Below are 24,673 nucleotides of genomic sequence, written 5' to 3' on the forward strand. Positions count from 1 at the left end.
CGAAGACTTTGGAGTTAGTTTGCCGTCCATCCGAACAAACGTCAACGGCCTACCGGGGCTCCACGTCGCGACAGGAGCTTTGGTACAACTTTCGCCCATTTTGTTCCGCTTTATGCCTGTTTTAGGTAATGTGACCGGCAATTGAGGGCCAGGAGGGGGCATGAACAAGTTCGTTCACGTGATGCCGCTCGACGACGTCATCAGCCATGAGGGCACGCCGGACTGCATCTGCGGCCCGGCGGGGCAGATCGTGAGCGCGGCGGACCTACTGGAGGACCCGGACCTCGACGGCGTCGTCGACCCGGACGACCTGACCGACTCCGACGGCCGGGGACTTCTGGACGGGGAGGACCCCGTGGACGCCACCTACCTCGACTGGGATCGGGCGGACGGCCTGGAGCAGGCGGACGACGATGACCCGGAGGGAGACCCCCGCCTGGCGGTCTGCATCATCATCTACCACCACTACGCGCTGCGCCCCTGCCACGAATGGGAAGCCTCCCCCGAGCCCTGACCCACCCCCCCGCCGTGACCAAACCCCCGCCGTGACCAAACCCCCACCGTGATCATGCGCACATTCGGCAGCAGCCCACCCGACCTGCCCAAACCCCCACCGTGATCATGCGCACATTCGGCAGCAGCCCGCCCGACCTGCCCAGACGCCTTCCGTGATCACGCATACCCTCGCAAGAAGGGCCTCTGACCAGCGCATTCACATCTGGCGATCATGCGAACATTCAGAAGAACACGCCCCGACCTGGCCGTACACCGGTGGTGATCATGCACGCAAGGGTCACGGGGGGCGACCCGCACCGATCACGCCGGGGGTCGGCGCCCGTTTCGGCTCGTGCCGTACGGCTGGCGAGGCATTCCGTGCATGATCACGGATGAGGCTCGGCCAGGTCATCCGGCAGGCGCACGAATCTGCGCATGATCACGACAGGCCTTGCCGCAGGTGAGCGGACACTCCCCGAAGGCGTGCATGATCACGACGGGGATCGGGGCAGGCCAGGTGGGCTGCTGCCGAATGTGTGCATGATCACGCTCAAGGGAGGTCAGGGGAAGGCGCGGAGGGCGATTTCTACGGTGCGGGTCAGTTCCTCGCGGGTGGCGCCGGCGGAGGCGTGGACGGCCAGGCCCTCCGACACGGTCATGATGTAACGGGCGAGGTCGTCGGGATCGTTCTCGGGGCCAAGGTCACTGTCCTCGATCGCACGGCGGAACCGGTCGCGCATCGCGAGTTCCCCGCCCTTGCGCGCGAGGGCGAGGGTCGCGGTCACCTCGGCGTTGTCGGGCCCGCAGGACAGGCCGCCCTGAATGGAGAAACACCCCGGCGGCCGGTCCGGCGTGGTCACGGCCTTGGCGTTCTCCCGCAGGAAGGTCTCGGCGACCCCCCTGGCGGTCGGCGCGGCCAGGGCGTCGCGCGCGTAGGCCATGTCGACCTCGGCGTAGCGGACGAGCGCCTTGCCGAACAACTCACGCTTGTTGCCGAACGCGGCGTACATGCTGGTCTTGTTGATGCCCATGGCCTCGGTGAGGTCGCTGAGCGAGGCGCCCTCGTAGCCCTGACGCCAGAAGACCTCAAGCGCCCGGTCCAGCGCCGCGTCGGCGTCGAATCCGCGAGGCCGGCCGATCACGGCCCGTCCAGTGCTGCCCATGCCTTCAGGATAGCCAACGAGAAACCGATCGGTACACAAGTCGTCCGCGCAGTGCTATGGTCTTTTTCAGTACCGATCGGTACTGAAGTTTTGGCAGGAAAGGACCAGACAAATGGGACAGCTCGCAGGCAAGACCGCGGTCGTCACCGGAGGCACCACCGGCATCGGACTCGCCACTGCCCGGCGACTGGCGCAGGAGGGCGCGCTCGTGTTCGTCCTCGGCAGGCGCAAGCCGGAACTCGACGACGCGGTACGGAAGATCGGACCCAACGCCGTCGGCGTCCAGGGCGACGTGTCGGACCTGACTGACCTCGACCGCCTCTACACCGCGGTCGAGCAGCGCGGGCAGGGAGTGGACGTGCTGTTCGCCAACGCGGGCGGCGGCGCGTTCGCCCCGCTCGAGCAGGTCACCGAGGAGCACTTCGACCAGACCTTCGACACCAACGTCAGGGGCACGCTCTTCACCGTCCAGAAGGCGCTGCCACTGCTCAACGACGGCGCGTCGATCATCGTGAGCTCCTCCTCCGCCGCGGACTCGGGCACCGAGGCCTTCGGTGTGTACGCGGCGTCGAAGGCTGCTACCCGCTCCTTCGCCCGCACCTGGGCCAACGAGCTCAGAGGCCGCGGCATCCGGGTCAACGCCATCACTCCGGGGCCGGTCGACACCCCCGGATTCAGCGGCCTGGCCCCCGACGAGGAGCAGGCCGAGCAGCTCAAGGGCTACATGGCGAGCCAGGTGCCCATGGGCCGGATGGGGCGGCCGGAGGAGATCGCCGACGCGATCCTGTTCCTCGCCTCCGGCCAGAGCACCTTCGTCACCGGCTCCAACCTCTACGTCGACGGCGGCCTCAACCAGATCTGAGACCAGGACTAGGACGGACAGGAGCGTCAACGATGGACCTGGGACGAGCGGGAATCTGGAGCACGGAACTCCGTCTCGGCGATCCGGTCGAGACAGCGGAGGCCGCGGCCGAACTGGACGACCTCGGCTGGGGGACGCTGTGGATCCCCGGCCTGGGCGGCGGCGACGTCCTCGGCGACGTGGAAAGGCTGCTGCGGGCCACCCGTACGACCACGGTGGCCACCGGCGTCATCAGCATCTGGCGGCACGACGCCGAGGAGATCGCCCGAGGTCACGCCGCGCTCCGGGAGGCGTACGGCGCACGCGTCCTCACGGGCCTCGGGGTGAGCGACCCCGCCGCCGCGAACGGGGCGGGCCGCCCGTTCCGGCCGGTGGAGGACATGAACGGGTATCTCGACCGCCTCGACCACGCGGACGTCCCCCTCCCCGCGGGCGAGCGCATCCTCGCCGCGATGGGCCCCCGCCTCGTACGGCTGGGCGGGCAGCGCACCTCGGGGGTGCACCCGTTCATGGTCACGCCCGAGTCAACGGCGGCCACCCGGGAGTCGCTCGGCCGGGGGCCCACGCTCGCCCCGTACCAGGCCGTCGTGCTGGACGGGGACCCCGGCAGGGCGCGTGCCACCGCGCGCGGCTTCCTCGGGCCGTTCCTGACCATGGACCACTACGCCAGGAGCCTGCGCCGCCAGGGGTTCGCCGACGAGGATCTGGCCGGCGGCGGCAGCGACCGCCTGATCGACGGGGTCGTGGCCTGGGGGGAGGTCGAGGCGATCGCCGGCCGCCTGGCAGAACACCACGACGCGGGGGCCGACCACGTCGCCCTCCACGTCCTGCGCGCGGACGGGGCGTTCCCGCGCCGCGAGTGGCGGGAACTGGCGCCGCTCACCCGCTGACGCCTCCGGACGCGGAGCGCGTACGGCTCCCGCGACCTGCGCGGGTCGCGGGAGCCGTACGGCCGGGCTCACTGGTGGGCGAACGCCCCCATCGCGGGGAGCGCCCGATTGTCGTAGCCGAACAGCGCCTGGTTCTCCCAGCCGTTCCCGGAAGAGGGGTCGGCCGGGTCCCAGCCGTTGCCGGGCACGGCGGTCCAGGTCGGCTCCCAGTAGACGGCGCCGAGCCCGCGCCCGTCCGGCACCGCCTGGACGATGCTCAGCACGTCACGGAACATCGCGGTCTGGCCCGCACGCGTTGCGGGATAGTTCGGGTACGGCTCGGCCGAGGTGATGATGTTGGTCAGGGGGTCGTTCTCGGCGTCGGTGAAGGGATAGGCCGTCTCGGCGATGAGCACGGGCTTGCCGTAACGGGCCGCGATGTCGTCGATGTTGGCCTGGAAGGCCCCGAGCGTCCCGTGCCAGTAGGGGTAGTAGGACACGCCGATCACGTCGTAGCGGACCCCGTTGGCCGCGGCGCTGTCGAACCACCAGCGGAACAGCCCGTTGTTCCCGCCCTCGGCCACGTGCAGGACGACCTTCGTCCGGTCCGAGACGTCCTTGACCGCCTGATATCCCGCGTTGAGCAGGCCCGCGAGGTCGGCGAAGTGAGAGCTGCGGCCCTCCTCCCACAGGATCCCGTCGTTGATCTCGTTGCCGACCTGGACCATGTCGGCCGTTGTCCCCTGTGCCTTCAGCGCGTTGAGCACGTCGTACGTGTGGTCGTACAACGCGGTCTTCAGATGCGCGTAGTCGAGGCCCGTCCACGCGGCGGGCTTGTACTGCTTGCCCGGGTCGGCCCACGCGTCGGAGTAGTGGAAGTCGACCAGCAGGCCCATGCCGAGCGCCTTGACCCGTCTGGCCATGGCCAGCACGTGCGCCTTGTCGTTGTAGCCGTCGACCGGGTCGACCCACACCTTGAGCCGCACGTAGTCGGCCCCGGCGGCGTGCAGGATCTTCAGGGCGTCGGCCCGCTTGCCGCTCGCGGTCAGGTACCTGCCGCCGTTCGCCTCCGACTTCGGCAGGCTCGAGGTGTCGGCCCCCTTCACCGAGAGCATCGCCTTCCCCGGGGCGAAGGCGACGTCGTCGAATTCGGCCCAGCCTCCGGCGGCCGCGTCGGTGCCGAGGCTGATCGTGCACCTGCCCCGCGTCACCTTCTGGGTGACCGCGATGTGCAACCACTCCGAGCCGGATGCCGGGACGAAGGTGGCCGCGTCCGGCGAGCCGCAGTCCTTCAGGGCGATCCGGCTCTGGCTCGCCGTCCCCGTCCGCACCCAGGCGCGCAGGGTGTAGTAGCCGTCCCGAAGCCCGGACACCGTCTGGCGGGTCTCGGCCCGGAACGCCGTCGCCGCCTGCTGCGTGAGCCGGTACGCCCCGGTGTGCCCTCCCGCCTGGGCGGACACCGCAGCGTTCTTGCCTGCGGACGTCCGCCAGCCGGCGACTCCGTTCTCGAAACCGCCGTTGACGACCTTGGGAGGGCCGGAGTCGGCCCGTGCCGGTTGGATCGCGACGAGCATCGCGGTGGCGCACAGGGCGAGCGCCATCAGGGTCTTGTTCATGTGTCCTCGCTCAGGTGAGGAGTGATACGGACATCCCCGAACCCCCGTGCGTCCCCGGCGCCGCGCCGCGGTCAGGAATCGGCGCGGCACCGGGGACCCCTATGTGCGGACCACCGCCACCCCTCCGGGCGGGACGGTGGCGGATCCCCGGTGTTCCACGCCGTCGAGCAGGCCGGTTCCCGTGACGCCGGGAACGGTGACCGGCCGGTCGGCGTGGTTGATGAGGAAGAGGTGGGCACCACGGCGGACGACCTCGACGTCCTCGGGGACGCCCGCGAGCCGCCGTACACCCGCGTGGTCGAGCACCTCGCGGAGCAGCCCCCGCAGGCCGTACGGATCACGCGAGCCGGAGCCGTGAGCCTCGTCCGTCGCGCCGTGACCATCGCCGTCCGTCGCGCCGTGACCATCGCCGTCCGTCGCGCCGTGACCATCGCCGTCCGTCGCACCGTGGACCTCGCCGAGGGCGGTGGCGACGTACCAGGCCGCGCCGGCTCCGAGGTCGTGCCTGGTCACCGCGGGGTGGCCGGCGTCGGGGCCGTCGGCGAACGTCCACACGGGCGTCGCCTCTCTGACGCGAACGCGCTCGGACCAGATGCGGCCGACGGATCCCTCGATCCCGGTGGCGGGAGTGACGGTGACCGTGCCGTGCTCGCGGAGCGGATGGAACTCCTCCACCGACAGGCCGAGCACCTCGCGGAGCACCCCCGGGTACGGCCCCCCGTGGATCGTGTCGTTCTCGTCGACGATGCCGGAGAAGAACGAGACGAGCAGGTGACCGCCGGCCTCGACGTAGCGGTGCAGGTTCTTGGCCGACGCCTCGGTGAGCAGGTACGCGCTGGGCGCGACCACCAGCCGGTACGCCGACAGGTCGGCCGACGGGTGGACGAAGTCGACGGTGACGTGCTCACGCCAAAGGGCGGCGTAGAACGCCCCCACCCGCTCCCGGAACCGCAGGTCCGTGGAGGGCCGCCACTCCAGTTCGAGCGCCCAGTAGGACTCCCAGTCCCAGATGACGGCGACGTCCGCCTCGACCCGCGAGCCGCGGACGGGGGCCAGCCGGCCGAGGTCGGCTCCCAGGTCGACGACGTCCCGCCAGACCTCGGAGTCGGTCCCGGCGTGGGGCACCATCGCCGAGTGGAACTTCTCCGCGCCGTGACGCGAAGCGCGCCACTGGAAGAACATCACCGAGTCCGAGCCCCTGGCGACGTGCGCGAGGCTGTTGCGCCGCATCTCCCCCCGGCGTTTGGCGAGGTTGCGGGGCTGCCAGTTGACCGCGCCCGTCGAGTGCTCCATGAGCATCCACGGGCGGCCGCCGGCGACCGAGCGCGTGAGGTCCGCCGCCATCGCCAGGTCGATGTGGGCGTCGGGTCCCTCCGCGTCGAGGTAGTGGTCGTTCGCGACGACGTCGACCTCGGCCGACCACCGCCAGTAGTCCATGGGCTTGCAGTTGGGGATCATGAAGTTGGTGGTGACCGGCAGGTCGCTGAACCGCCGGACAGCGGCCCGTTCCCGCCGGTAGTTCGCTATGTGGGTGTCGACGGAGAAGCGCATGAAGTCGAGTTGGAGTCCGGTCAGCAGGCCGACCGGGGCGAGCACCGGCGGCTCGATCTCGTCGAACGAGCCGTAGGTCAGCCCCCAGAACGTGGTCCCCCAGGCCGCGTTGACGGCTCCGATGTCCCCGTAGCGCTCCCGCAGCCAGGCACGGAACGCCTCCGCCGAGGTCGCGCAGTAGCAGTGCGCGTTGGCCCAGCCGTACTCGTTGTGGACGTGCCACATGGCCAGCGCCGGATGCCCGGCGTAGCGTTCGGCCAGCCGTACGGCCACGCGTTCCGAGGCGGCGGCGTAGTGGGGTGAGCTGGGGCAGAAGCTGTGGCGGGTGGCTCCGCCGAGCACGCGGCCCTCCCGGTCGACCAGCCGGCTTCCCGGGTAGCGGTTGCGGAACCACACGGGGGGTGAGGACGTCGGCGTCGCGAGGTCGACCATGATGCCCTCGGTGTGCAGGAGGTCGAGGATCCGGTCGAGCCGGTCGAAGTCGTACACGTCCTCCGCGGGTTCGATCAGCCCCCAGTTGAAGACGCCGACCGTGACCAGGTTCACCCCGGCCTCGCGCATCAGCCGGACGTCCTCCTGCCACACCTCCTCCGGCCACTGCTCGGGGTTGTAGTCCCCCCCGTATGCCAGGCCATCGGGCAGGACGGGATATCCAGGCAAAGCTCCCCCTCGACTTGTTCTGTGAACGTGCACAGTAATCGAGCCGCCCACGCGAGAAAAGAGTCGCCGCCAACATCGCAGATCAACGCGTCAGTTAACGACAATGTAACGAGCATTGACACTCGCAGACCGGGATTCCAGTCTGTGAACGTTCCCAGACTGTTGACGTCTCCCCCACCCCCATGGAGGCACGTATGCGTTCAGGTCGGCTCGCAGTGGCGGGGGCCGCGGCCCTCGCCCTCGCCTTATCCGCCGGATGCTCCGGCGGATCACGGGAAACGGCCGCGCCGACGGCCGCCCAGACCTCCGCCGCGGGGCCGGTCACGCTCTCCTACTGGAGCTGGGTCCCCAACATGGACAAGATCGTGGCGGTCTGGAACAAGGCGCATCCCGACATCCAGGTCAGCGTGAGCAAGCAGGCCGGGGGCGACGACGCGGCCGCCAAGTTCCTCACCGCCGCCAAGGCCGGGAACCCGCCCGACCTGATCCAGGCCGAGTACCAGATGTTGCCGTCGTTCGTGGCCGCCGACGCCGTCGCCGACCTGACGGCAGGCACCACCCAGATCAAGGGCGAGTTCGGCGAGGGGATCTGGGGGCTGGTCACACTCGGCACGGACGCCGTCTACGCCATCCCGCAGGACAGCGGTCCGATGATGCTCTACTACCGCAAGGACCTCTTCGACAAGTACGGCGTCCAGGTGCCCCAGACGTGGGACGAGTACGCCGAGGCCGCCCGCAAGGTGCACAAGGCCGACCCCAAGGTCTACCTCGGCACGTTCTCGAGCAAGGACCCCGGCTCGTTCGCCGGCCTCGCCCAGCAGGCGGGCGCCCAGTGGTGGTCGATCCAGGGCGAATCGTGGAAGGTCGCCATCGACGACGACGCCACGAAGAAGGTCGCCGACTACTGGGGCGGCCTGGTCAAGGAGGGGGTCATCGACGGCCAGCCGTACTTCACCCCCGAATGGAACAAGGCGCTCAACGACGGCACCCTGCTGACCTGGCCCTCGGCCGTCTGGGGTCCGGGAGTCCTGTCGAGCAACGCTCCCAAGGGCAAGGGGAAGTGGGCGATCGCGCCGCTTCCGCAGTGGTCCGCCGGTGAGAAGGCCACCGGCTTCTGGGGCGGCTCGTCCACCGCCGTCGCCCAGAAGTCGCCCAACCAGGCGGCCGCCACGCAATTCGCCACCTGGCTGAACACCGACCCCGAGGCGCTGTCCCTGCTGGTCACGGAAGGCGCGGTCTACCCGGCGGCGACGAAGGGCGGCGCCGCGCTGACCAGCGCCCCCGACTACTTCTCCAACCAGCCGGACTTCTGGCAGCAGACCGCCGACATCTCCGCGACGGCCCGGGGCTTCACCTTCGGACCGGACGTCAACGTGACCTACAACGCCTTCAAGGACGCCTTCGACAAGGCCGTGCAGGGCACGTCCTCGTTCTCCGACGCCGTGAAGGTGATGCAGGAGACGACCGTGGCGGACATGCAGAAGTCCGGATTCCAGCTCGCGCAATGAGAGCACACCGGCCGAGCGGCGCCCGCGGTGCGGGCGCCGCCCCCTACCTGTTCCTGGCGCCGGCCGTGGTGCTGTTCACGCTCTTCACCGCGGTCCCCATCGTGTACACCGCCTACCTCAGCCTCCGCAGGACGAAGGTCTCGGGACTCGGCCTCGGCCGCGGGGCACGCAGAGAGGTCTTCGCGGGCCTCGACAACTACAGCGCGGCGGTCGGAGACGGCGAGTTGTGGGCGGGCTGGCTGCGCGTGCTCGGGTACGGCGCGATCGTGCTGACCGTCATGCTCGGCCTGGCGCTGCTGTTCGCGCTGCTGCTCGACTCGGCGCACGTACGGCTCGCCCGGTTCTCGAGGATCGCCCTGTTCCTTCCGTACGCCGTGCCGGGTGTGGTGGCGACGTTGTTGTGGGGCTTCCTCTACCTGCCCAGCGTCACGCCACTGCGCGACCTCGGCATCGACGCCGTCCTGCTCGGCCCGGGGACCGTGACGTTCTCGATGGCCAACATCGCGGTCTGGGGAGGCACGGGCTTCAACATGCTGGTCCTGTACACCGCACTCCGGGCGGTCCCCCGGACCTACTACGAGGCCGCCCGCATCGACGGCGCGAGCGAGCGCCAGATCGCGCTGCGGATCAAGATCCCGATCCTGATGCCGGCGATCATCCTGACGACCGTCTTCTCCGTCATCGCCACGATCCAGGTGTTCACCGAGCCGACCGCACTGCGGCCGCTGACGAACACGATCAGCTCCACGTGGAGTCCGCTCATGAAGGTCTACCGGGACGCGTTCGTCAACGGCGACCTGTACTCGGCCGCCGCCACGTCGATCGTCATCGCGGCGATCTCCCTCGTCCTGTCGTTCGGTTTCCTGCGCGTCGTCCGCGACCGCGCGTTCCAGGAGGGCTGATGGCCGTCACCACCGGAACCGTCGCGAGGCAACGCACGCTCAGGAGACCGCTCCGGCCGTACGGTGTGGCTCCGACGGCGATCCTCCTGCTGGGCGCCGTCTACTGCCTCCTCCCGGTGAGCTGGGTGCTGATCGCCGCCACCAAGTCGAAGGCCGAGTTGTTCTCGACGGCGACCTTCGCCCCCGGCACGGGCCTGGCCGCCAACATCGCCGACCTGGCCGCCTACCGGGGCGGCGTGTTCTGGTTGTGGATGCTCAACACGCTGATCTACGCGGGCGGCGGCGCGTTGTTGTCGACCGCGGTCTCGGCCGTTTCCGGCTACACCCTCGCGAAGTACCGCTTCCGGGGCAGAAACGCGATCTTCAACGTGCTGATCGGCGGCATCCTCGTTCCGTCCGTGGTTCTGGCGATCCCCCAGTACGTGCTGTTCTCCTCGATCGGGCTGGCCGGCTCCTACTGGTCGGTCCTGCTGCCCCAGATCCTGCATCCGTACAGCATCTATCTGGCGCGGGTCTACGCCGGCGCCGCGATCCCCGACTCGCTCCTCGAGGCGGGCCGCATCGACGGCGCGGGGCACTGGCTGCTGCTGCGCCGGGTCGCGCTGCCGCTCATGTTGCCGGGCATGGTCACGATCTTCCTGTTCCAGTTCGTCGCCATCTGGAACAACTTCCTGCTGCCCTTCATCATGCTCGGCGACGACCACACGTTCCCGCTCACGGTCGGGCTCTACACGCTGCTCGCGGCGGGCTCCAATCAGCCGGCGCTCTACAACCTGATCATCACAGGCGCGCTGGTCTCGCTCATCCCGCTCATCGCGCTCTTCCTCACGATGCAGCGATACTGGCGTACCGACCTGTCCAGCGGCGCCGTCAAGAGCTGAGTGACAATACCGGCATGGCAAAGCGTCCGACCATTCACGATGTCGCGGCGGTCGCGGGCGTCTCCCGCGGCACCGTCTCCCGCGTGCTGAACGACGATCGGTACGTCAGCCCCGCAGCCCACGCCGCCGTCCGGCGGGCGATCGCCGAGATCGGCTACATCGTCAACCGCAACGCGCGCAGCCTCGTCACGCAGCGGACCGGTTCGATCGTCATGGTCCTGTCCGAGCCCCACGAGAAGCTGTTCGAGGACCCCAACTACAGCGTGACGATCCGCACGGCGGTCCGGCGGCTGGCCGATCGGGACATGTCGCTGGTGATGATGGTGGCGGGCGACGACGGCGATCGCGACCGGGTGATCCGTTACGTCAGGGGCGGCCACGCCGACGGCGTGTTCCTGCTGTCCACCCACGCCGGTGACCGGATGGTGGACGCGCTGGTCGACATCGCGATTCCGGCCGTGGCCCTCGGCGCGGTCATCGGCAGGGAGAGCGTGATCCCCCACGCCGCGGCCGACGACCGGGAGGGCGCCCGCCAGATGACCCGCCACCTGATCGAGGCGGGCCGCAAGAAGATCGCGACCATCACCGGGCCGATGGACACGCCGGGCGGCATCCAGCGACTTGAGGGATTCGCGGACGTCCTCGGCCGCAAGGCGTCCAGGAAGCTGATCGAGCACGGCGACTGGACCCGGCTGAGCGGCGAGAGCGGGATGGCCCGGCTCCTGGAGCGCACGCCGGATCTCGACGCCGTCTTCGTGGCCTCCGACCTGATGGCCGCCGGCGCGCTGGCGACCCTGCGCGCCGCCGGGCGGCGGGTGCCGGACGACGTGGCGGTCGGCGGGTTCGACGACTCGTCCGTCGCCCTGTCCACCCATCCCCCGCTCACCACGATCCGCCAACCGCTCGCCGACGTCGCGGAGGAGACCGTACGGCTCCTGCTGGCGCTCATCGACGGCGCGGAGCACGTGGAATCCGTCATCCTCCCCACCCGGCTGATCGTCCGGGAATCCGCCTGACATCTCGCCTGACGCCGCCCCCGTCGGCGCGCCGTGTCAGGACGGCGGCGTCACAGATCGGGGCCTGGGTCCCGTCGTTCTGCACCGCGGGTACAGACCCGAAAAGGATGACGCGGATGACAAGGGGATAATTATGCAGAGGATGAACGTCGCTGCGGCGGCTCCCAAGGCCTATCAGTCGCTCTACGGCCTGGAGCGCTTCCTTCGCGAGAGCGCACTGCCCCAGCGCACACTCCACCTGATCAAGCTACGGGCCAGCCAGATCAACGGATGCGCCTTCTGCGTCGAGATGCACAGTCACGAGGCCAAGAAGGAAGGGGAGACCGACGAGCGCCTCTTCACTGTGGCGGCCTGGCGGGACGCGCCCTTCTACACCGACGCCGAGCGGGCGGCGCTCGCGCTCACCGAGGCGTCCACCCGGTTGAGCGATCGGCCCGACCCGGTGCCGGACGAGGTCTGGCAGGAGGCGGCCGAGCACTACGACGAGGAGTCCCTCGCCGCTCTCGTGGTGGCGATCGCGACGATCAACGCCTGGAACAGGATCTCCGTGACCACCCGTATGGTCCCGGGCTCCCACGGCTGACGCTGCAAGCGGAAAACAAGGGGACCGCAAGCGAGAGGGAGCATAGTCTGCTCACCATCGTCGCAAGGAGGCACGGACCATGAGACGCATAAGGATCTCCCGGCCACGCCACTCCCGCCGCGTGAGCGGCCTCTACGACCTCGACCTGCGCTCGCCCTCCGGCCGCCGCCTGCCTTACTGACCTTTTACGCTTGCTTTACGCCATCACCTGTATCTATCGGGGACGGATAACGGAATCATCACGGTCGGGGGGTCTACATGCTCAAGGTGGTGCCGTCACTCGCCAAGGTCAGGGACATCGGACCGGCTCTGCGCCGAAGGCCGATCCGGCCGAGCCGCAAGGTCGTCGATCTGCGGGCGTACACCGGAGGCAACGTCATCCGTTTCCCCCGCACCTCGGGACCGACCTCGGCGGCATGACATCGGAGGCTTCCGGCTAGGGCTGCTGTTGGGTTAGATGTCACCTTATGAGTGATCTGTCGGCTACGAGCCGAACCCGTCATCGGCGGCTACGGGAGCAGGGCCGTACCGACCGTGAGGATCTGTTCGCGGTGCTCCGCGCCGGGTTCGTCTGCCATCTGGGAGTGGTCGCCGACGGTGACCCGATGGTCGTGCCGACGGTCTACGGTTTCGACTCCGACCACATCTATGTGCACGGATCGGTCGCCAGCCGCAGCCTCGCCCAGGGTGCCACGGTCTGCGTGACGATCACTCACATCGACGGCCTGGTGCTCGCCCGTTCGGTGTTCGAGCACGGGGTGAACTACCGCAGCGCCATGATCTACGGCGTTCCGCGCGCTCTGGAGGACGAGGAGAAGCTGGCCGCGCTCGAATGCCTGACCGAGCACGTCGCCCCCGGCCAGTGGGACTACGCCCGCCGCCCCAACCGCAAGGAACTGGCCGCCACGACCATCCTGGCGATCTCCCTGGAGGAGGCCTCGGTCAAGGTACGGCAGGGCCCGCCGGAAGACGCCGACGATCCGCATGACGTCTGGGCGGGCGTGCTGCCGCTCGCGACCTCGTGGCGCCGGCCGGTGACCGATCCCCTGGCGACCCGCCCGATCCCCGACCACGTCATGCGCCGCGCGGAGACGCCCCTCTGAGCGCTCGGCGAACTCCCGGCGCCCACCCGACCGTCCAGCGCCCACCCGAGCCCGGCGCCTATCCGAGCGCCTGGCGGATGAGATCGTCGCTGAGTTCGCGCAGACGGGCGCGCGCCTCGGCGTCGTACGCCTGGGAGTCGGCGCGGGCTTCGCGGGTGCCGTTGAAGTAGCGGCCGCTCGGGACGTCCTCGTCGATGAGGCGCAGGGTCGCGTCGCCCCCCTCCTTCACGGGGGTGAGAACGGGAACGCCCGACTGGCGGACCATCGTGGTGTCCATGTAGGTCGCCGGGTGCAGGGCCGTGACCGACACTCCCGCGCCGGCCAGTTCATCCGCCAGATCGACGGTGAACATGATCTGCGCCAGTTTGCTCTGGGAGTACGCCCGCTGCCTGCCGTACTCCTTGGTGAGCAGGGGATCGCCGAAGTCGATCGCCTGCTGGCCCGCCGACGCCACGTTCACGATGCGGGCGGGCGCCGACCTGACCAGCAGCGGGGCGAGGCGCCGGGCCAGGTGGTAGCCGGCCAGGTAGTTCACCGCGAACCTGAGCTCTATTCCGTCGCGGCTCTCCTGCCTGCCCGACCCCGGCGTCCCACCGCCGACTCCCGCGTTGTTCACGAGCACGTCCAGCCGGTCGAACCGCTCCCCGACCTCGGTGGCCATGCGGTCGACCTGCCGCAGGTCGGCCAGGTCCGCCAGCACGCTCTCGGTGGCGCCGCCGATCTCCTCCCGCACCCGTCGCACCCGGTCCGCGTCCCGCCCATGGACGATCACCCGGTCGCCCCTGGAGGCGAGGCGCCCGGCGAGATGACGGCCCAGGCCGTCTGTGGCGCCGGTGATGAGAATCGTCCTCATGCCGTACTCCTGCTTAAATCGAGACATTGTGCCTCGTAAATGCTAAAACGAGACACGGTGTCCTGTAAAGTGGCCGCATGGTCGGCAGGCCGCGCAGCGAAGAGTCCCGCAGGGCCATCCTCCAGGCCGCCCTGCGGTTGTGTGAGCGCGACGGCTATCCGAACGTGACGCTCAAGGCCATCGCCGCGGAGGCCGGCACCGGGCGGCAGACGCTCTACCGGTGGTGGAACACGAAGGCCGACGTGCTCCTGGAGGCGATGACCGCCGTCGTCGCCCCCGGGCTTCCGCCGTCGCCGCCGGACCTCGGATCGTTTCTGCGGGAGACCTTCGCCCTGACCGACGGGGTCGCCGGGCGGGTGGTCGTGGGGCTCATGGCCGAGGCCCAGAGCGATCCGGATCTGGCGGAACGGCTCCGCACCCGGCTCATCGGCCCTCGGCGGGCCGCGCTGAGGGAAGTGCTGGAGCGCGACTCGGCGCCTTCCCACGCGGACCTCGACCTCATCGTCGACATGATCTTCGGAGCCATGTGGTACCGGCTGCTCAACCGGCACGCGCCCGTCGACGCCCTCCTCGCCGAGGAGATCACGGTGCTGGTGAGAAGCCTGACGTGAGAATCGCCGTTCTCTCAGACATGGGCCGGGCTCTCAGGCGGAGACACGTGCGCCGTGCAGTGGGTGACCCGAACCAGGTGTCAGCGCTTCATGGAGCCCTAGGTGTGTCCGGCCTCTCGTCCAAGCCTTCAATCCGCAGCTGAAGCGGCGGGAATCCTGGAGCCTCGAAGCCGAGGGACCGGTACAGGTTCATGCCGTCCTCAGTGGCGTTGAGGCTGACCACCCCGGCCGCCGTCTCGTCGCGGAACCAGCCGAGCAGCGCGACCAGACATGCCCTCGCGTGACCCAGTCGCCGGCGGCGGACGTCCGTGCTGATGTTGAAGACATGGCCGTGGAACCCGCTGACATTCGTCGGGCTCGGTGCGCGGTCCTCACACATCCCCGCGGCGCAGCTCACGAGTCCCAGCTCGGGATCGTCGGCCACGAACACCGCGAACCGCGACGTGTCCCGCAGTCGCCGCTCGAACCAGGTCCCGGCGCCGTGTCGCCATTCGGCGTCCTGATCCCCGATAACGAGCCCCATCTCCTGAAGCATGAGCGCGCGGAGCCGTACCAGGGCGGGGACATCTGCCGCGACGGCCCGCCGGATCAGCGGATCGGCGGGAGACCCGGCCCCATACCCGCTGATCGAGCCGGGGCCTGTGCCCGTCGCGTCCCGGCCGCCCGCGTCGTCACCTGAGATCGACATGCTCCCATCGTCGGCCCACCCTCTCCCGGCACGACAACCGGAGTCACCACCGGTGCGAACCGTTCCGCGGGGTCCGCAGCAGTCCGTACAGGAGCAGGGCCGGGACGATGACGCTGATCCCCAGAGTGATCACCTGGCCCGCCACGTCGACCGGCGTGTAATGGGCGAGGTGACCGACGTGGAAGAGCAGGTGGGGCACCGAGTAGATCAGGTACCCGAGCAGCGTCACCCACCCAACCGTGTGGTTCAACGTGATCGCCGCGATCACGAGCATGACCCCCATGCCCGTGTTGAGACCACCGAGATCCCGCATCAGGTGCTCGTTGTACGCGGGCAACATCGAGACCCACGGATGCCCGGGCAGGGGGAAGTCGTCGTAGAACGAGCGCGGCGCCGACATCTGCCACAACCCGATGACGAGTTCCGTGAACGCCAGATAGGCGAATCCGACACGAAGCCATACGGCACGGCCACCCACAGTCGGCCGCGGAGCGGAGACGGTGTCCATGACTCCCCCTACCTTCCCACCGGTTGGCCCGGCTTGACCCGATCAGCAAGGAACGCGCCATACGTTCGGCGGCCTCCACCGTCTCCCTCCACGAGTTGCACACCCCGGCGGAACGCCGCCGAGATCCTCCCGGGGATCGGGACCGGCACGAGCGTGCGCCGCCACCCCGCGGCGGCGAGATAGCGGTTCATCAGCTCGCGGAACGTGAAGATCTCGGGTCCGCCCATGTCCGGAACACGGCCGGCGGCGCCTCCTGCGGCGAGTGCGGTCATCCGCTCCCCCACCTCCCCGGTGTCGATCGGCTGGAATCGCCATCCCATCGGAACGGGCATGACGGGACGACGGGCCAGTTTCCGGGTCACGTAAAGGACTAAATCGTGGAACTGGGTCGTCCGCAGGATCGTGTACGGCAGGCCCGAGGCCTCGATCACCCGCTCGGCCGCGTGCTTGGCCCGGTAGTAGAAGTACGGATTCCGGTCGACGCCCACGATCGAGATGAAGACGAGGTGCGCCGTCCCGGCCCGGCGGGCGGCCTCGACCAACCGGCGGGTCCCCTCGAGGTCGGCGCCCATGACCATGGGGTCGGTCGCGAGGTGCATGATCGTGTCCGCGCCGGCGACGGCCTCGTCCACTCCGGCGCCGCTGGTCAGGTCACCGGCCACCACCGTGTACGGAGTGTCGAGGCGGGGCGACCGGGTCAGCACCCGGACGAGATGCCCGGCCTCCAGGAGCCGGCCGACGACATGGACGCCGAGCGTGCCGGTGCCCCCCGTGACGAGTATGGATTGGCTCATACTCCTACGAACGGGATAGGCCTCCGGATTGTGACAACCCTCAGCGGCGAGCCAATTGGCCGGCGAGATAGTCGAGCTTCTCGGGGTTGAGGACGCTGCGGAGGCCGTGGATCCGTTCCCCGTCCGTCTCGATGACGAATACCGCGAGAAGCCGGTCCTCGATCGACGCGATGAGCGCGGCCTCGCCGTTGACCTCGGCGTAGAGCAGGCGGACGTCGACCTCGCGGTACTTCTCGGCGATCCCGGTCACGTACCGGCCGACCTTGACGGCTCCGGACACCGGGCGCAGGGCCGCGCTGACCCTGCCTCCGCCGTCGGCCCAGGCGACGACGTCGGCGGCGAGAATCTGCTCCAGACCGGCGAGGTCGCCGTTCGTGGCCGCGGTGAGGAAGCGCTCGACGATCAGCCGCCGCGACTCGGCGGAGGCGTCGAACCTCCGCTCACCCGACACCCGCTGCAGCGCCCTGTGGTGCACCTGACGGCAGTTCGCCTCGGACAGGTCGAGCACGTCGGCGATCTCGCGATAGCCGTACGAGAACGCCTCGCGCAGAACGAGGACCGCCCGCTCGGCAGGCGTGAGCCGTTCGAGCAGGACGAGGAACGCCATCGAGATCGACTCGGACCGTTCCGCGGTCTCAGCCGGCTCGTCGGTGAGGACGGGCTCGGGGAGCCATGGCCCGATGTACTGCTCCCGCCGGGCACGGGCCGAGGTGAGCCGGTCGAGGCACAGATTGGTCAGGACCTTCGCCAGCCAGCCCTCGGGGGACGCGATCAACGCGCGATCGGCGGCGTACCAGCGCAGGTAGGCGTCCTGCACGGCGTCCTCGGCCTCGGCCCCCGAGCCGAGCAGCCGGTAGGCGAGCCCGAACAGCCGCTGACGGTGCCCCTCGAATTCCTCTGCCACGACCCCCAGCCTATTGACGGCCGCATGGTGCAGGATGGTTGGTGTGACCCCTTCGCCAGCGGTCGTCCAGCCGGATCAGGAGCTCATCACAGAGATCCTCGACGAGCTGGATCTCGAGCACACCGTCGACTCCGAGGGGGATCTCGCGATCTCCACCTCGGAGCTGACCGTCTTCTTCCTGTTCGGCTCGGAGGGCGATCTCTTCACGATCCGGACCTTCTATGACCGGCACTACTCGGTCGATGAGAAACCGATGTTGCTCACGGCGCTGAACGAGTGGAACGCGGACACCATGTGGCCGAAGGTCTACGCGTTCACCCCGGACAGCGGCGTGATCCGGGTCATCGGCGACGCGCAGTTGTACATCGGCGCGGGCGTCACCCGGGAGCACCTGACCACGGTCATCGCCCACTGGGTCAGGTTCGCGATCAAGTTCCACCGCTGGCTCGCCGACCGCCTCGCCTTCGAGGCGGGCTAGCTCAGCCCTGGGCCAGGGCGTCCTTCAGCGTCTCGACCGTGAAGCGCGGGCCGTAGGCGGGCTTGTCCCGCTGGAACCGGCGGCCCTCGGCGAGCGGCCCGGCGTCGACCACGTCGAAGCCGAAGGAGTCGATCAGGTCGGTCACGGCCTTCTTGGCGTCCGCGTCGTCACCCGCGATGGGCAGCGCGCGCCGGTCCTCGGTTCCGCTGGGCACCCCCTGGTCCCCCAGTTGCGCGTAGTGGATCGAGTTGAACGCCTTGACCACCCGTGACGTGGGAAGGTGCGCGGCGAGCGTCTCACTGTCCGACGTCTCGCCCGAGTCGATGTCCGGGAAGCGCCCGTCGCGCTCGTGGTAGTAGTTGTTCGTGTCGATCACGATCTTGCCGGCGAGCGGCTCGACCGGGACCTCGCGGTAGCGGCCGAACGGGATCGTCACCACGACGATGTCTCCGGCGGCCGCCGCCTCGGCCGCGGTCGCCGCGCGGGCGCCGGGGCCGAGTTGCGCGACCAGTTCCGACAGCGTCTCCGGGCCTCGGGAGTTGCTGACGACCACCGAGTGCCCGGCGCCGAGCGCCAGCTTCGCGATTGTGCCGCCGATGTGCCCGCTGCCGATCAGTCCAATAACCATGGCCGGTGAAACGCGCCGCCGACGGCCCTCATTCCCCAGCTCACCGCAGTGAGCGGAAGAACTCACGCACGTCGGCGATCAGCAGGCCGGGCGTCTCCATGGCCGGGAAGTGGCCGCCCGTGTCGAACTCCGACCAGTGCGTGATCGCGTTATCGGGGTCGAGCAGGCTCCGGATGCCGTTGTCCGCGGCGAAGACCGCCACTCCGGTCGGCCGGGGCGAGCCCACCCGGCCGTGCGAGCCGTTTCCACCGGACCGGGCGACGACCTCCCTGAAGGCCTTCATCCCCTCGTAACCGAAGTTGGCCGATGAGGCGCCCGACCCCGTGAACCAGTACAGGCTCACGCCGGTGAGCAGGTGATCGCGGTCGACGGCGTCCTCCGGAAGCTCGGCCGCCGGGTCGGTCCATTCCCTGAACTTCTCGACGATCCAGGCCAGTTGCCCGGCCGGTGAGTCGTTGAGCGAATAGGCGAGGGTCTGCGGCCGGGTGGACTGGATCCCCAGGTATCCCATGCCTTCCGACTGGAAGCGGTTGAACCGTTCGGCGCGGACCTTGTCGGCCCCGCCGAACTGATCCACCTGCAGGGAAGGCCCGAACGGGACCGGCCCCGGCCCGTTGATGTGCACACCGGCGACGCGATCGGGCGCGAGGGTCGCCAACAGCCCCGACACGCCGGACCCGATGTCGCCGCCCTGCGCGGCGAACCGGTCGTATCCGAGCCGGTCCATCAGCTCGATGAACGCCCCCGCGACCCGGAAGATGTTCCCCCAGCCCTGCTCGCGGACCGGGTTGGAGAACCCGAACCCCGGCAGCGAGGGGACCACCACGTGGAAGGCGTCCGCGGGGTCGCCGCCGTACGCCCGCGGGTCGGACAGGGGGCCGATGACCTTGGCGAAGTCCACGAACGATCCGGGCCACCCGTGCGTGAGGACCAGCGGCAGGGCGTCCGGCTCGGGCGAGCGGGCGTGGACGAAGTGGAAGTCCTGGCCGTCGATCGTGGTCATGAATTGCGGAAGCTTGTTCAGCTCTGCCTCGTTCTCCCGCCAGCTGTAGCCGTCGCGCCAGTACGCGGCCAGTCCTTTCAGGTACTCCAGGGGTACGCCGCGGGTCCAGCCGACGCCGGGGATCTCCCCGGGCCAGCGCGTACGGCCGAGCCGATCGTCGAGGTCGTCGAGGTCGGCCTGCGGGATGTCGATGCGGAACGGGCGGATGTCGGTGTTGTTCTCCATGACGACGACGTTGTCATCCCATGCGGAAAGCTTCGTTCCGCGTTTGATGGAATCATCGAAGAATGCTGGAAACCTCGGCACGTCTCCTGCGCCTGCTGTCGCTGCTGCAGACCCCGCGTGACTGGACGGGCCCGCAACTCGCCGAACGGCTCGGCGTGACCACGCGGACCATCCGCAACGACGTGGAGCGGCTGCGTTCCCTCGGCTATCCCGTCCACGCGAGCCCGGGCGTCACCGGCGGCTACCGGCTGGGCGCCGGCGCCTCCCTGCCGCCGCTGCTGCTCGACGACGAGGAGGCCGTCGCGGTCGCGGTCGGACTCCGGACGGCGGCGGGCGGCAGCGTGTCCGGAATCGAGGAGACCTCCCTGCGTGCGCTGGCCAAGCTCGAACAGGTCCTGCCCGCGCGGCTGCGCCACCGGGTCAGCACGGTGCAGAGCCAGACGGTCACCATCCCCGGGTCTGGCCCCACGGTGGACGCCTCGGTCCTGACCGCCCTCGCCGGAGCCGCGCGCGACCATCAGCGACTGCGGTTCGACTACATCGGCCATGACGGTACGGCAGGCCGTCGCGAGGTCGAGCCGCACCGCCTCGTGCACACCCGCGGCCGCTGGTACCTCGTCGCCTGGGACATCGACCGGCAGGACTGGCGGACGTTCCGGGCCGACCGGATCGAGCCCAGGACGCCCACCGGCCCGCGCTTCACCCCCAGGGAACTGCCCGACCTGGAGACGTACGTCATGGCCGGGCTGGGGCAGGCCACCTGGAGGTTCCGCGCCCGGGTGACCGTGCACGCGCCCGCGGAGGTCATCGCCGGACGACTGCCGCCCGCCATAACCGTAGAGGCGGTCGACGAGCACACCTGCGTGATCACCGCGGGCTCGGACACCCCGCACATGCTCGCCCTCTACCTGGGCATGCTCGACGCCGACTTCGAGGTCACGGAGCCGCCCGAGCTCGTGAAGCACATCCGCCGGCTCGGCGAGCGGTACTCCCGTGCGACGTCGTGATCACGCCTCGGGGCGGCGCAGGAGGTCGTTGAGCTCGCCGTAGTCGAGCGCCCCTGCGAGGGTTCCGTACGTGCCGGTGGTGAGCACCTCTCGCGCACCGCGCCGGACGACGGCGTAGGCGGCCTCGGCGATGGAGGAGCCCAGGCTGACGCGGGCCACCCCCAGCCGGGCCAGGTCCCCGACGGTGCTCGCCCCCGGACCGGCGAGCACGTTCAGCGGCGCCCTCACGCCCTCGGCCAGAGCCGACACGATCGCGGGGTCCGTGACCCCGGGCACGAAGATCCCGTCCGCGCCGGCGGCGACGTAGGCCTCGGCCCGGTTCAGGGTGTCCGCCAGGCGGGTCGCGGGGTCCCCGGCGGCGAGCAGGTAGGTGTCGATCCTGGCGTTGATGAACAGCGCGTCCGGATCGGCGGCCTGCCGGGCCGCCGCCATCCGTTCCGCCTGCTCCCCCACCGGCCGCAGTGCCGCCGCCGGCCCGGCGTGACGGGCGTCTTCGAGGTTGATCCCCACGGCTCCGGCGGCGACCACGTCCCGGACGGTCACCGCGACCCCGTCGGGATCGTCCGCGTAGCCGCCTTCGATGTCCGCGGTGACCGGGAGCCTCACCGCCGCACAGACGCGGGCGACGAGGCCGACGGCGAGGTCGCGGCTGAGGTGGTCGCCGTCGGCGGCGCCGAGACTCCATGAGACCCCCGCGCTGGTCGTGGCGATCGCGGCGGCGCCCGCGTCCTCCACCACGCGGGCGCCGGCGACGTCCCACACGTTGGGCAGCACGAGCGGGCGGCCGCTCGTGTGCAGGGCGCGGAACAGCCGGGCGCGGTCGGTCGAGAACGCGGTCTGAGTGTGAGAGATGGACATACGAGCATTCCAGCGGCACCGGCGGTCCGGGGTCTGGCGAGATTCCGACATCAACGTCACCCGAGGGCCGTGTCGACGTTGATGTCGGATTTCCGCTAGCTTGCGCGGATGGCTGGGCGCACAGTTGTCGACATGCATGATGACCGGGACCGATGCGTGCGAGCCGTGCAGTCCAAGGACGCCCGGTTCGACGGATGGTTCTTCACCGCGGTCGTCACCACGGGCATCTACTGCCGGCCGAGTTGTCCGGGGGTGCCGCCCAAGCCGGAGAACATGCGGTTCTATCCCACCGCGGCCGCGGCGCAGCAGGCCGGCTTCCGGGCGTGCAAACGGTGCCGGCCGGACGCCAGCCCCGGGTCTCCCCGATGGAACGAGCGCGCCGACGTCGTGTCCCGGGCGATGCGCCTGATCGCCGACGGCGTCGTGGACCGCGACGGCGTCTCCGGTCTCGCGACCCGGCTCGGGTACAGCACCCGGCAGATCGAACGGCAACTGCTCGCCGAAATGGGAGCCGGCCCGCTGGCGCTCGCACGTGCCCAGCGCGCCCAGACGGCCCGGATCCTGATCGAGACGAGTTCCCTGCCCATGAGCGACGTCGCCCACGGCGCGGGGTTCGGCAGCGTGCGGGCCTTCAACGACACGGTCCGTGAGGTCTTCGCCCTGACCCCGAGCGAACTCCGGGCCCGCGCGGCCCGCGGGCATCAGGCCGCGGCCCCCGGAGTCCTCTCCCTGCGCCTGCCGTTCCGGGCGCCGCTGTGCCCCGGCAATCTCTTCGGCCATCTCGCCGCGACCGCCGTCCCGGGGGTGGAGGAATGGCGGGACGGCGCGTACCGGCGGACTCTTCGCCTGCCCCGTGGCCATGGCGTGGTCGCGTTGCGGCCGGAACACGATCACATCGCCTGTGTGCTGACCCTGACCGACCTGCGCGATCTGTCGACCGCCATCACGAGGTGCCGCCAGTTGCTCGACCTGGACGCCGATCCCGTCGCCGTCGACGACCTGCTCCGCCGCGACCCGGTCCTCGCCCCGCTCGTGGAAAAGGAGCCCGGACGGCGAGTGCCCCGCACCGTCGACGCGGACGAGTTCGCGGTGCGTGCGGTGCTCGGCCAGCAGGTGTCCACGGCGGCGGCCCGCACCCATGCCGGACGGCTCGCCGCCGCGTACGGCCAGGCGGTCGCGGACCCGGGAGGAGGGCTCACCCACCTGTTCCCCGACTCGGCGGCCCTGGCCGAGTTGGACCCGGCCGGGCTCGCCCTTCCACGAGCACGCCGCGACGCCGTCGTCTCGCTGGTCGCGGCCCTGGCCGCCGGGGACGTCGACCTCGGCGCGGGCAACGACTGGCAGCGGGCCCGCGCCCAGCTGGCGGCCCTGCCCGGACTGGGACCGTGGACGGTCGAGACCATCGCGATGCGCGCTCTCGGCGATCCGGACGCGTTCGTGCCCGGCGACCTCGGCGTCCGCGTCGCCGCTCGCGAGCTGGGCCTGCCCGCGACGCCCGCCGCCCTGAGCCGGCACTCCGCCGCCTGGCGGCCCTGGCGCGCCTATGCCGTACAACATCTGTGGGCCACCGGCGATCACCCGATCAACCGCATGCCGGAGGCGCACGCGGATCGCGAATCGACGACAGCCGGCCGACCGGCGGGAAGGGATCTTCGATGACCAGGGAAGCCCGAACGGGGCACCGGACGCACACCGTGGTGGACAGCCCGGTGGGCCCGCTCACCCTCGTGGCGCTGGACGGCGTCCTGGCCGGCCTCTACATGGAACGCCAGCGCCACCGACCGGCGGAGGAGACCTTCGGCGAGCCGGACGACACTCCGTTCGCCGAGGTCGGCGACCAGCTCGCGGACTACTTCGCCGGGCGGCGCACGACGTTCGACCTCCCGATGAGGCTGGTCGGCACCCCGTTCCAGCAGCGGGTCTGGGCCGGCCTTCGCGAGATCCCCCACGGCGAGACGATCTCGTACGGGCAGCTCGCCGAGCGGATCGGGCAGCCGGCCGCCGTCCGGGCCGTGGGCCTGGCCAACGGCAAGAACCCGATCGGCATCATCGTGCCCTGCCATCGTGTCGTCGGCTCCTCGGGCAGCCTGGTGGGCTACGGGGGCGGGTTGGACCGTAAACGCCATCTGCTCGCCTTCGAGCGCCAGGTCAGCGGGAGCACGCTCTTCTGATCCCGGCCGTCTTCTGTGCCATATCGCCTGTTAAGCCGGGGTGAAATCGGGAGGCGCCGACGCGAACCCGATCACTAGCCTGTCCGCCATGGAGCCGTTCGGACGCTTCCTCAACGTGATCGACGTGGAGGCCACCTGCTGGGAGGGCCGTCCGCCACCGGGCCAGACCAGCGAGATCATCGAGATCGGGCTCTGCGTCGTGGACCTGGAGTCGATGGAACGGGTGTCGCGCCACCGGCTGCTGGTCCGCCCGGCGCGGTCGACGGTCGGCGATTTCTGCACCGAGCTGACCGGCCTGACCCAGAAGGAGGTCGACGGCGGCGTCGGATTCCCGGAGGCATGCGACATCCTCAGGCGCGACCACTACGCGTGGTACCGGACCTGGGCGAGCTGGGGCGATTACGACCGGCGGCAGTTCGAGCGGCAGTGCGCACCTGGCGGCTACCCGTTCGGCGCGCGGCATGTCAACGCCAAGGCGGTGTTCCGCGAGGTCTACGGCCTGACCCGGAGACTGGGCATGAAGGCCGCCCTGGATCACGCCGGGCTCCCGTTGGAAGGGCGCCACCACAGCGGAGCGGACGACGCCTGGAACATCGGCGCACTCGTCCTGCGGATGGCGACCGCTCAGCGAGGACGGCCGGACGACCCCTGGGGCCGGCCGCACAGGTGAACGAATTCGAATCGCTCCGCACCCGGGGCGCCTGGCACGCAGAAGGGGGAACGGCCGGAGCCGTTC

At 69.9% G+C, this 24,673-nt stretch carries 27 protein-coding genes; 16 read left to right on the forward strand and 11 right to left on the reverse strand.

Features of this window, described 5'->3' with window-relative positions:
• The first annotated feature begins 160 nt into the window (after positions 1–160).
• Entirely contained in the window at positions 161–514 is a 354-nt protein-coding gene (locus tag Pmi06nite_RS05470; protein WP_203951704.1) for a hypothetical protein, read from the forward strand.
• 541 nt (positions 515–1,055) lie between these two features.
• Here Pmi06nite_RS05470 and Pmi06nite_RS05475 read toward each other — a convergent pair.
• Complete coding sequence (locus tag Pmi06nite_RS05475) at positions 1,056–1,658, reverse strand: TetR/AcrR family transcriptional regulator (protein ID WP_203951705.1); 603 nt, start codon at positions 1,656–1,658, stop codon at positions 1,056–1,058.
• A gap of 112 nt (positions 1,659–1,770) precedes the next feature.
• Between Pmi06nite_RS05475 and Pmi06nite_RS05480 the strand changes: the two genes are divergently transcribed.
• Both Pmi06nite_RS05480 and Pmi06nite_RS05485 read left to right on the forward strand, forming a co-directional pair.
• Positions 1,771–2,520 carry an SDR family NAD(P)-dependent oxidoreductase gene (locus Pmi06nite_RS05480; RefSeq protein ID WP_203951706.1) on the forward strand — a complete coding sequence of 250 codons (750 nt, stop codon included), beginning with the start codon at positions 1,771–1,773 and terminating at the stop codon, positions 2,518–2,520.
• 32 nt (positions 2,521–2,552) lie between these two features.
• Positions 2,553–3,410, forward strand: a complete 858-nt coding sequence (locus Pmi06nite_RS05485) for a TIGR03620 family F420-dependent LLM class oxidoreductase (RefSeq protein ID WP_203951707.1) — start codon at positions 2,553–2,555, stop codon at positions 3,408–3,410.
• A 68-nt stretch (positions 3,411–3,478) separates the two neighbouring features.
• Here the strand turns inward: Pmi06nite_RS05485 and Pmi06nite_RS05490 are convergent, their stop codons facing one another.
• Together Pmi06nite_RS05490 and Pmi06nite_RS05495 are read right to left on the reverse strand one after the other, a co-directional pair.
• Positions 3,479–5,005: a glycoside hydrolase family 53 protein gene (locus tag Pmi06nite_RS05490; RefSeq protein WP_239113673.1), complete on the reverse strand. Its 1,527-nt coding sequence runs from the start codon at positions 5,003–5,005 to the stop codon at positions 3,479–3,481.
• A 99-nt stretch (positions 5,006–5,104) separates the two neighbouring features.
• On the reverse strand, positions 5,105–7,216 hold the full coding sequence (locus Pmi06nite_RS05495; RefSeq protein ID WP_239113674.1) for a beta-galactosidase: 2,112 nt from the start codon (positions 7,214–7,216) through the stop codon (positions 5,105–5,107).
• Between the two features lie 194 nt (positions 7,217–7,410).
• Between Pmi06nite_RS05495 and Pmi06nite_RS05500 the strand changes: the two genes are divergently transcribed.
• From Pmi06nite_RS05500 to Pmi06nite_RS05530, 7 genes are all read left to right on the forward strand, one after another.
• A complete protein-coding gene (locus Pmi06nite_RS05500; protein WP_203951708.1) occupies positions 7,411–8,724 on the forward strand; it encodes an ABC transporter substrate-binding protein in 1,314 nt (437 codons plus the stop codon).
• Positions 8,721–9,626, forward strand: coding sequence for a carbohydrate ABC transporter permease (locus Pmi06nite_RS05505; protein ID WP_203951709.1), 906 nt, complete (start codon positions 8,721–8,723; stop codon positions 9,624–9,626). The genes Pmi06nite_RS05500 and Pmi06nite_RS05505 overlap by 4 nt, the downstream gene beginning before the upstream one ends.
• On the forward strand, positions 9,626–10,507 hold the full coding sequence (locus Pmi06nite_RS05510) for a carbohydrate ABC transporter permease (protein WP_203951710.1): 882 nt from the start codon (positions 9,626–9,628) through the stop codon (positions 10,505–10,507). Before Pmi06nite_RS05505 ends, Pmi06nite_RS05510 begins: the two co-directional genes overlap by 1 nt.
• A 14-nt stretch (positions 10,508–10,521) precedes the next feature.
• Positions 10,522–11,523, forward strand: coding sequence for a LacI family DNA-binding transcriptional regulator (locus tag Pmi06nite_RS05515; RefSeq protein ID WP_203951711.1), 1,002 nt, complete (start codon positions 10,522–10,524; stop codon positions 11,521–11,523).
• Positions 11,524–11,665: 142 nt separating this feature from the next.
• Positions 11,666–12,106, forward strand: a complete 441-nt coding sequence (locus Pmi06nite_RS05520) for a carboxymuconolactone decarboxylase family protein (RefSeq protein ID WP_203951712.1) — start codon at positions 11,666–11,668, stop codon at positions 12,104–12,106.
• Between the two features lie 258 nt (positions 12,107–12,364).
• Positions 12,365–12,526, forward strand: coding sequence for a hypothetical protein (locus tag Pmi06nite_RS05525; RefSeq protein ID WP_203951713.1), 162 nt, complete (start codon positions 12,365–12,367; stop codon positions 12,524–12,526).
• 47 nt (positions 12,527–12,573) lie between these two features.
• Entirely contained in the window at positions 12,574–13,209 is a 636-nt protein-coding gene (locus Pmi06nite_RS05530; protein ID WP_203951714.1) for a pyridoxamine 5'-phosphate oxidase family protein, read from the forward strand.
• Positions 13,210–13,267: 58 nt separating this feature from the next.
• Here Pmi06nite_RS05530 and Pmi06nite_RS05535 read toward each other — a convergent pair whose 3' ends face one another.
• Positions 13,268–14,062: an SDR family NAD(P)-dependent oxidoreductase gene (locus Pmi06nite_RS05535; protein ID WP_203951715.1), complete on the reverse strand. Its 795-nt coding sequence runs from the start codon at positions 14,060–14,062 to the stop codon at positions 13,268–13,270.
• A gap of 77 nt (positions 14,063–14,139) precedes the next feature.
• Between Pmi06nite_RS05535 and Pmi06nite_RS05540 the strand changes: the two genes are divergently transcribed.
• Entirely contained in the window at positions 14,140–14,673 is a 534-nt protein-coding gene (locus tag Pmi06nite_RS05540) for a TetR/AcrR family transcriptional regulator (RefSeq protein ID WP_203951716.1), read from the forward strand.
• Positions 14,674–14,761: 88 nt separating this feature from the next.
• Here the strand turns inward: Pmi06nite_RS05540 and Pmi06nite_RS05545 are convergent, their stop codons facing one another.
• Genes Pmi06nite_RS05545 through Pmi06nite_RS05560 form a run of 4 tightly spaced genes read right to left on the reverse strand, consistent with a single transcriptional unit; the run spans position 14,762 to position 17,567 of the window.
• Positions 14,762–15,361, reverse strand: coding sequence for a GNAT family N-acetyltransferase (locus tag Pmi06nite_RS05545; protein WP_203951717.1), 600 nt, complete (start codon positions 15,359–15,361; stop codon positions 14,762–14,764).
• Positions 15,362–15,404: 43 nt separating this feature from the next.
• Positions 15,405–15,869, reverse strand: a complete 465-nt coding sequence (locus Pmi06nite_RS05550; RefSeq protein ID WP_203951718.1) for a hypothetical protein — start codon at positions 15,867–15,869, stop codon at positions 15,405–15,407.
• A gap of 8 nt (positions 15,870–15,877) precedes the next feature.
• The gene (locus Pmi06nite_RS05555) at positions 15,878–16,663 is read right to left on the reverse strand and encodes an SDR family oxidoreductase (RefSeq protein WP_203951719.1); all 786 of its coding nucleotides are present in this window, start codon (positions 16,661–16,663) and stop codon (positions 15,878–15,880) included.
• Positions 16,664–16,703: 40 nt separating this feature from the next.
• Positions 16,704–17,567, reverse strand: a complete 864-nt coding sequence (locus tag Pmi06nite_RS05560; protein ID WP_239113675.1) for an RNA polymerase sigma-70 factor — start codon at positions 17,565–17,567, stop codon at positions 16,704–16,706.
• A gap of 43 nt (positions 17,568–17,610) precedes the next feature.
• Between Pmi06nite_RS05560 and Pmi06nite_RS05565 the strand changes: the two genes are divergently transcribed.
• On the forward strand, positions 17,611–18,045 hold the full coding sequence (locus Pmi06nite_RS05565; protein WP_203951720.1) for a YbjN domain-containing protein: 435 nt from the start codon (positions 17,611–17,613) through the stop codon (positions 18,043–18,045).
• Between the two features lies 1 nt (position 18,046).
• Here the strand turns inward: Pmi06nite_RS05565 and Pmi06nite_RS05570 are convergent, their stop codons facing one another.
• Positions 18,047–18,673, reverse strand: coding sequence for an NADPH-dependent F420 reductase (locus Pmi06nite_RS05570; RefSeq protein WP_239113676.1), 627 nt, complete (start codon positions 18,671–18,673; stop codon positions 18,047–18,049).
• 40 nt (positions 18,674–18,713) lie between these two features.
• Positions 18,714–19,901, reverse strand: a complete 1,188-nt coding sequence (locus Pmi06nite_RS05575; protein WP_203951721.1) for an epoxide hydrolase family protein — start codon at positions 19,899–19,901, stop codon at positions 18,714–18,716.
• Positions 19,902–19,963: 62 nt separating this feature from the next.
• Here Pmi06nite_RS05575 and Pmi06nite_RS05580 point away from each other — a divergent pair, with 62 nt between their 5' ends.
• Positions 19,964–20,908 (forward strand): helix-turn-helix transcriptional regulator, encoded by a 945-nt coding sequence (locus Pmi06nite_RS05580; protein ID WP_203951722.1) that lies wholly within the window; start codon positions 19,964–19,966, stop codon positions 20,906–20,908.
• On the opposite strand, the gene Pmi06nite_RS05585 is transcribed toward Pmi06nite_RS05580, so the two are convergent.
• Positions 20,909–21,766 (reverse strand): isocitrate lyase/PEP mutase family protein, encoded by an 858-nt coding sequence (locus Pmi06nite_RS05585; RefSeq protein ID WP_203951723.1) that lies wholly within the window; start codon positions 21,764–21,766, stop codon positions 20,909–20,911. It lies immediately after the preceding gene.
• 132 nt (positions 21,767–21,898) lie between these two features.
• Here Pmi06nite_RS05585 and Pmi06nite_RS05590 point away from each other — a divergent pair, with 132 nt between their 5' ends.
• From Pmi06nite_RS05590 to Pmi06nite_RS05600, 3 genes are all read left to right on the forward strand, one after another.
• Positions 21,899–23,425 (forward strand): DNA-3-methyladenine glycosylase 2 family protein, encoded by a 1,527-nt coding sequence (locus tag Pmi06nite_RS05590; protein ID WP_203951724.1) that lies wholly within the window; start codon positions 21,899–21,901, stop codon positions 23,423–23,425.
• A complete protein-coding gene (locus Pmi06nite_RS05595; RefSeq protein WP_203951725.1) occupies positions 23,422–23,937 on the forward strand; it encodes a methylated-DNA--[protein]-cysteine S-methyltransferase in 516 nt (171 codons plus the stop codon). The genes Pmi06nite_RS05590 and Pmi06nite_RS05595 overlap by 4 nt, the downstream gene beginning before the upstream one ends.
• A gap of 88 nt (positions 23,938–24,025) precedes the next feature.
• The gene (locus Pmi06nite_RS05600) at positions 24,026–24,607 is read left to right on the forward strand and encodes a 3'-5' exonuclease (protein WP_203951726.1); all 582 of its coding nucleotides are present in this window, start codon (positions 24,026–24,028) and stop codon (positions 24,605–24,607) included.
• The last annotated feature ends 66 nt before the right edge of the window (positions 24,608–24,673 follow it).

It is taken from the genome of Planotetraspora mira, from assembly GCF_016863275.1.
Lineage (GTDB): Bacteria > Actinomycetota > Actinomycetes > Streptosporangiales > Streptosporangiaceae > Planotetraspora > Planotetraspora mira.

Coding starts and splice junctions, on each gene's coding strand:
- Pmi06nite_RS05470 (WP_203951704.1), top strand. CDS start 161: ATGAACAAGTTCGTTCACGTGATGCCGCTCGACGACGTCATCAGCCAT.
- Pmi06nite_RS05475 (WP_203951705.1), bottom strand. CDS start 1,658: ATGGGCAGCACTGGACGGGCCGTGATCGGCCGGCCTCGCGGATTCGAC.
- Pmi06nite_RS05480 (WP_203951706.1), top strand. CDS start 1,771: ATGGGACAGCTCGCAGGCAAGACCGCGGTCGTCACCGGAGGCACCACC.
- Pmi06nite_RS05485 (WP_203951707.1), top strand. CDS start 2,553: ATGGACCTGGGACGAGCGGGAATCTGGAGCACGGAACTCCGTCTCGGC.
- Pmi06nite_RS05490 (WP_239113673.1), bottom strand. CDS start 5,005: ATGAACAAGACCCTGATGGCGCTCGCCCTGTGCGCCACCGCGATGCTC.
- Pmi06nite_RS05500 (WP_203951708.1), top strand. CDS start 7,411: ATGCGTTCAGGTCGGCTCGCAGTGGCGGGGGCCGCGGCCCTCGCCCTC.
- Pmi06nite_RS05505 (WP_203951709.1), top strand. CDS start 8,721: ATGAGAGCACACCGGCCGAGCGGCGCCCGCGGTGCGGGCGCCGCCCCC.
- Pmi06nite_RS05510 (WP_203951710.1), top strand. CDS start 9,626: ATGGCCGTCACCACCGGAACCGTCGCGAGGCAACGCACGCTCAGGAGA.
- Pmi06nite_RS05515 (WP_203951711.1), top strand. CDS start 10,522: ATGGCAAAGCGTCCGACCATTCACGATGTCGCGGCGGTCGCGGGCGTC.
- Pmi06nite_RS05520 (WP_203951712.1), top strand. CDS start 11,666: ATGAACGTCGCTGCGGCGGCTCCCAAGGCCTATCAGTCGCTCTACGGC.
- Pmi06nite_RS05525 (WP_203951713.1), top strand. CDS start 12,365: ATGCTCAAGGTGGTGCCGTCACTCGCCAAGGTCAGGGACATCGGACCG.
- Pmi06nite_RS05530 (WP_203951714.1), top strand. CDS start 12,574: ATGAGTGATCTGTCGGCTACGAGCCGAACCCGTCATCGGCGGCTACGG.
- Pmi06nite_RS05535 (WP_203951715.1), bottom strand. CDS start 14,062: ATGAGGACGATTCTCATCACCGGCGCCACAGACGGCCTGGGCCGTCAT.
- Pmi06nite_RS05540 (WP_203951716.1), top strand. CDS start 14,140: ATGGTCGGCAGGCCGCGCAGCGAAGAGTCCCGCAGGGCCATCCTCCAG.
- Pmi06nite_RS05545 (WP_203951717.1), bottom strand. CDS start 15,361: ATGTCGATCTCAGGTGACGACGCGGGCGGCCGGGACGCGACGGGCACA.
- Pmi06nite_RS05550 (WP_203951718.1), bottom strand. CDS start 15,869: ATGGACACCGTCTCCGCTCCGCGGCCGACTGTGGGTGGCCGTGCCGTA.
- Pmi06nite_RS05555 (WP_203951719.1), bottom strand. CDS start 16,663: ATGAGCCAATCCATACTCGTCACGGGGGGCACCGGCACGCTCGGCGTC.
- Pmi06nite_RS05570 (WP_239113676.1), bottom strand. CDS start 18,673: ATGGTTATTGGACTGATCGGCAGCGGGCACATCGGCGGCACAATCGCG.
- Pmi06nite_RS05575 (WP_203951721.1), bottom strand. CDS start 19,901: ATGGAGAACAACACCGACATCCGCCCGTTCCGCATCGACATCCCGCAG.
- Pmi06nite_RS05580 (WP_203951722.1), top strand. CDS start 19,964: ATGCTGGAAACCTCGGCACGTCTCCTGCGCCTGCTGTCGCTGCTGCAG.
- Pmi06nite_RS05585 (WP_203951723.1), bottom strand. CDS start 21,766: ATGTCCATCTCTCACACTCAGACCGCGTTCTCGACCGACCGCGCCCGG.
- Pmi06nite_RS05590 (WP_203951724.1), top strand. CDS start 21,899: ATGCATGATGACCGGGACCGATGCGTGCGAGCCGTGCAGTCCAAGGAC.
- Pmi06nite_RS05595 (WP_203951725.1), top strand. CDS start 23,422: ATGACCAGGGAAGCCCGAACGGGGCACCGGACGCACACCGTGGTGGAC.
- Pmi06nite_RS05600 (WP_203951726.1), top strand. CDS start 24,026: ATGGAGCCGTTCGGACGCTTCCTCAACGTGATCGACGTGGAGGCCACC.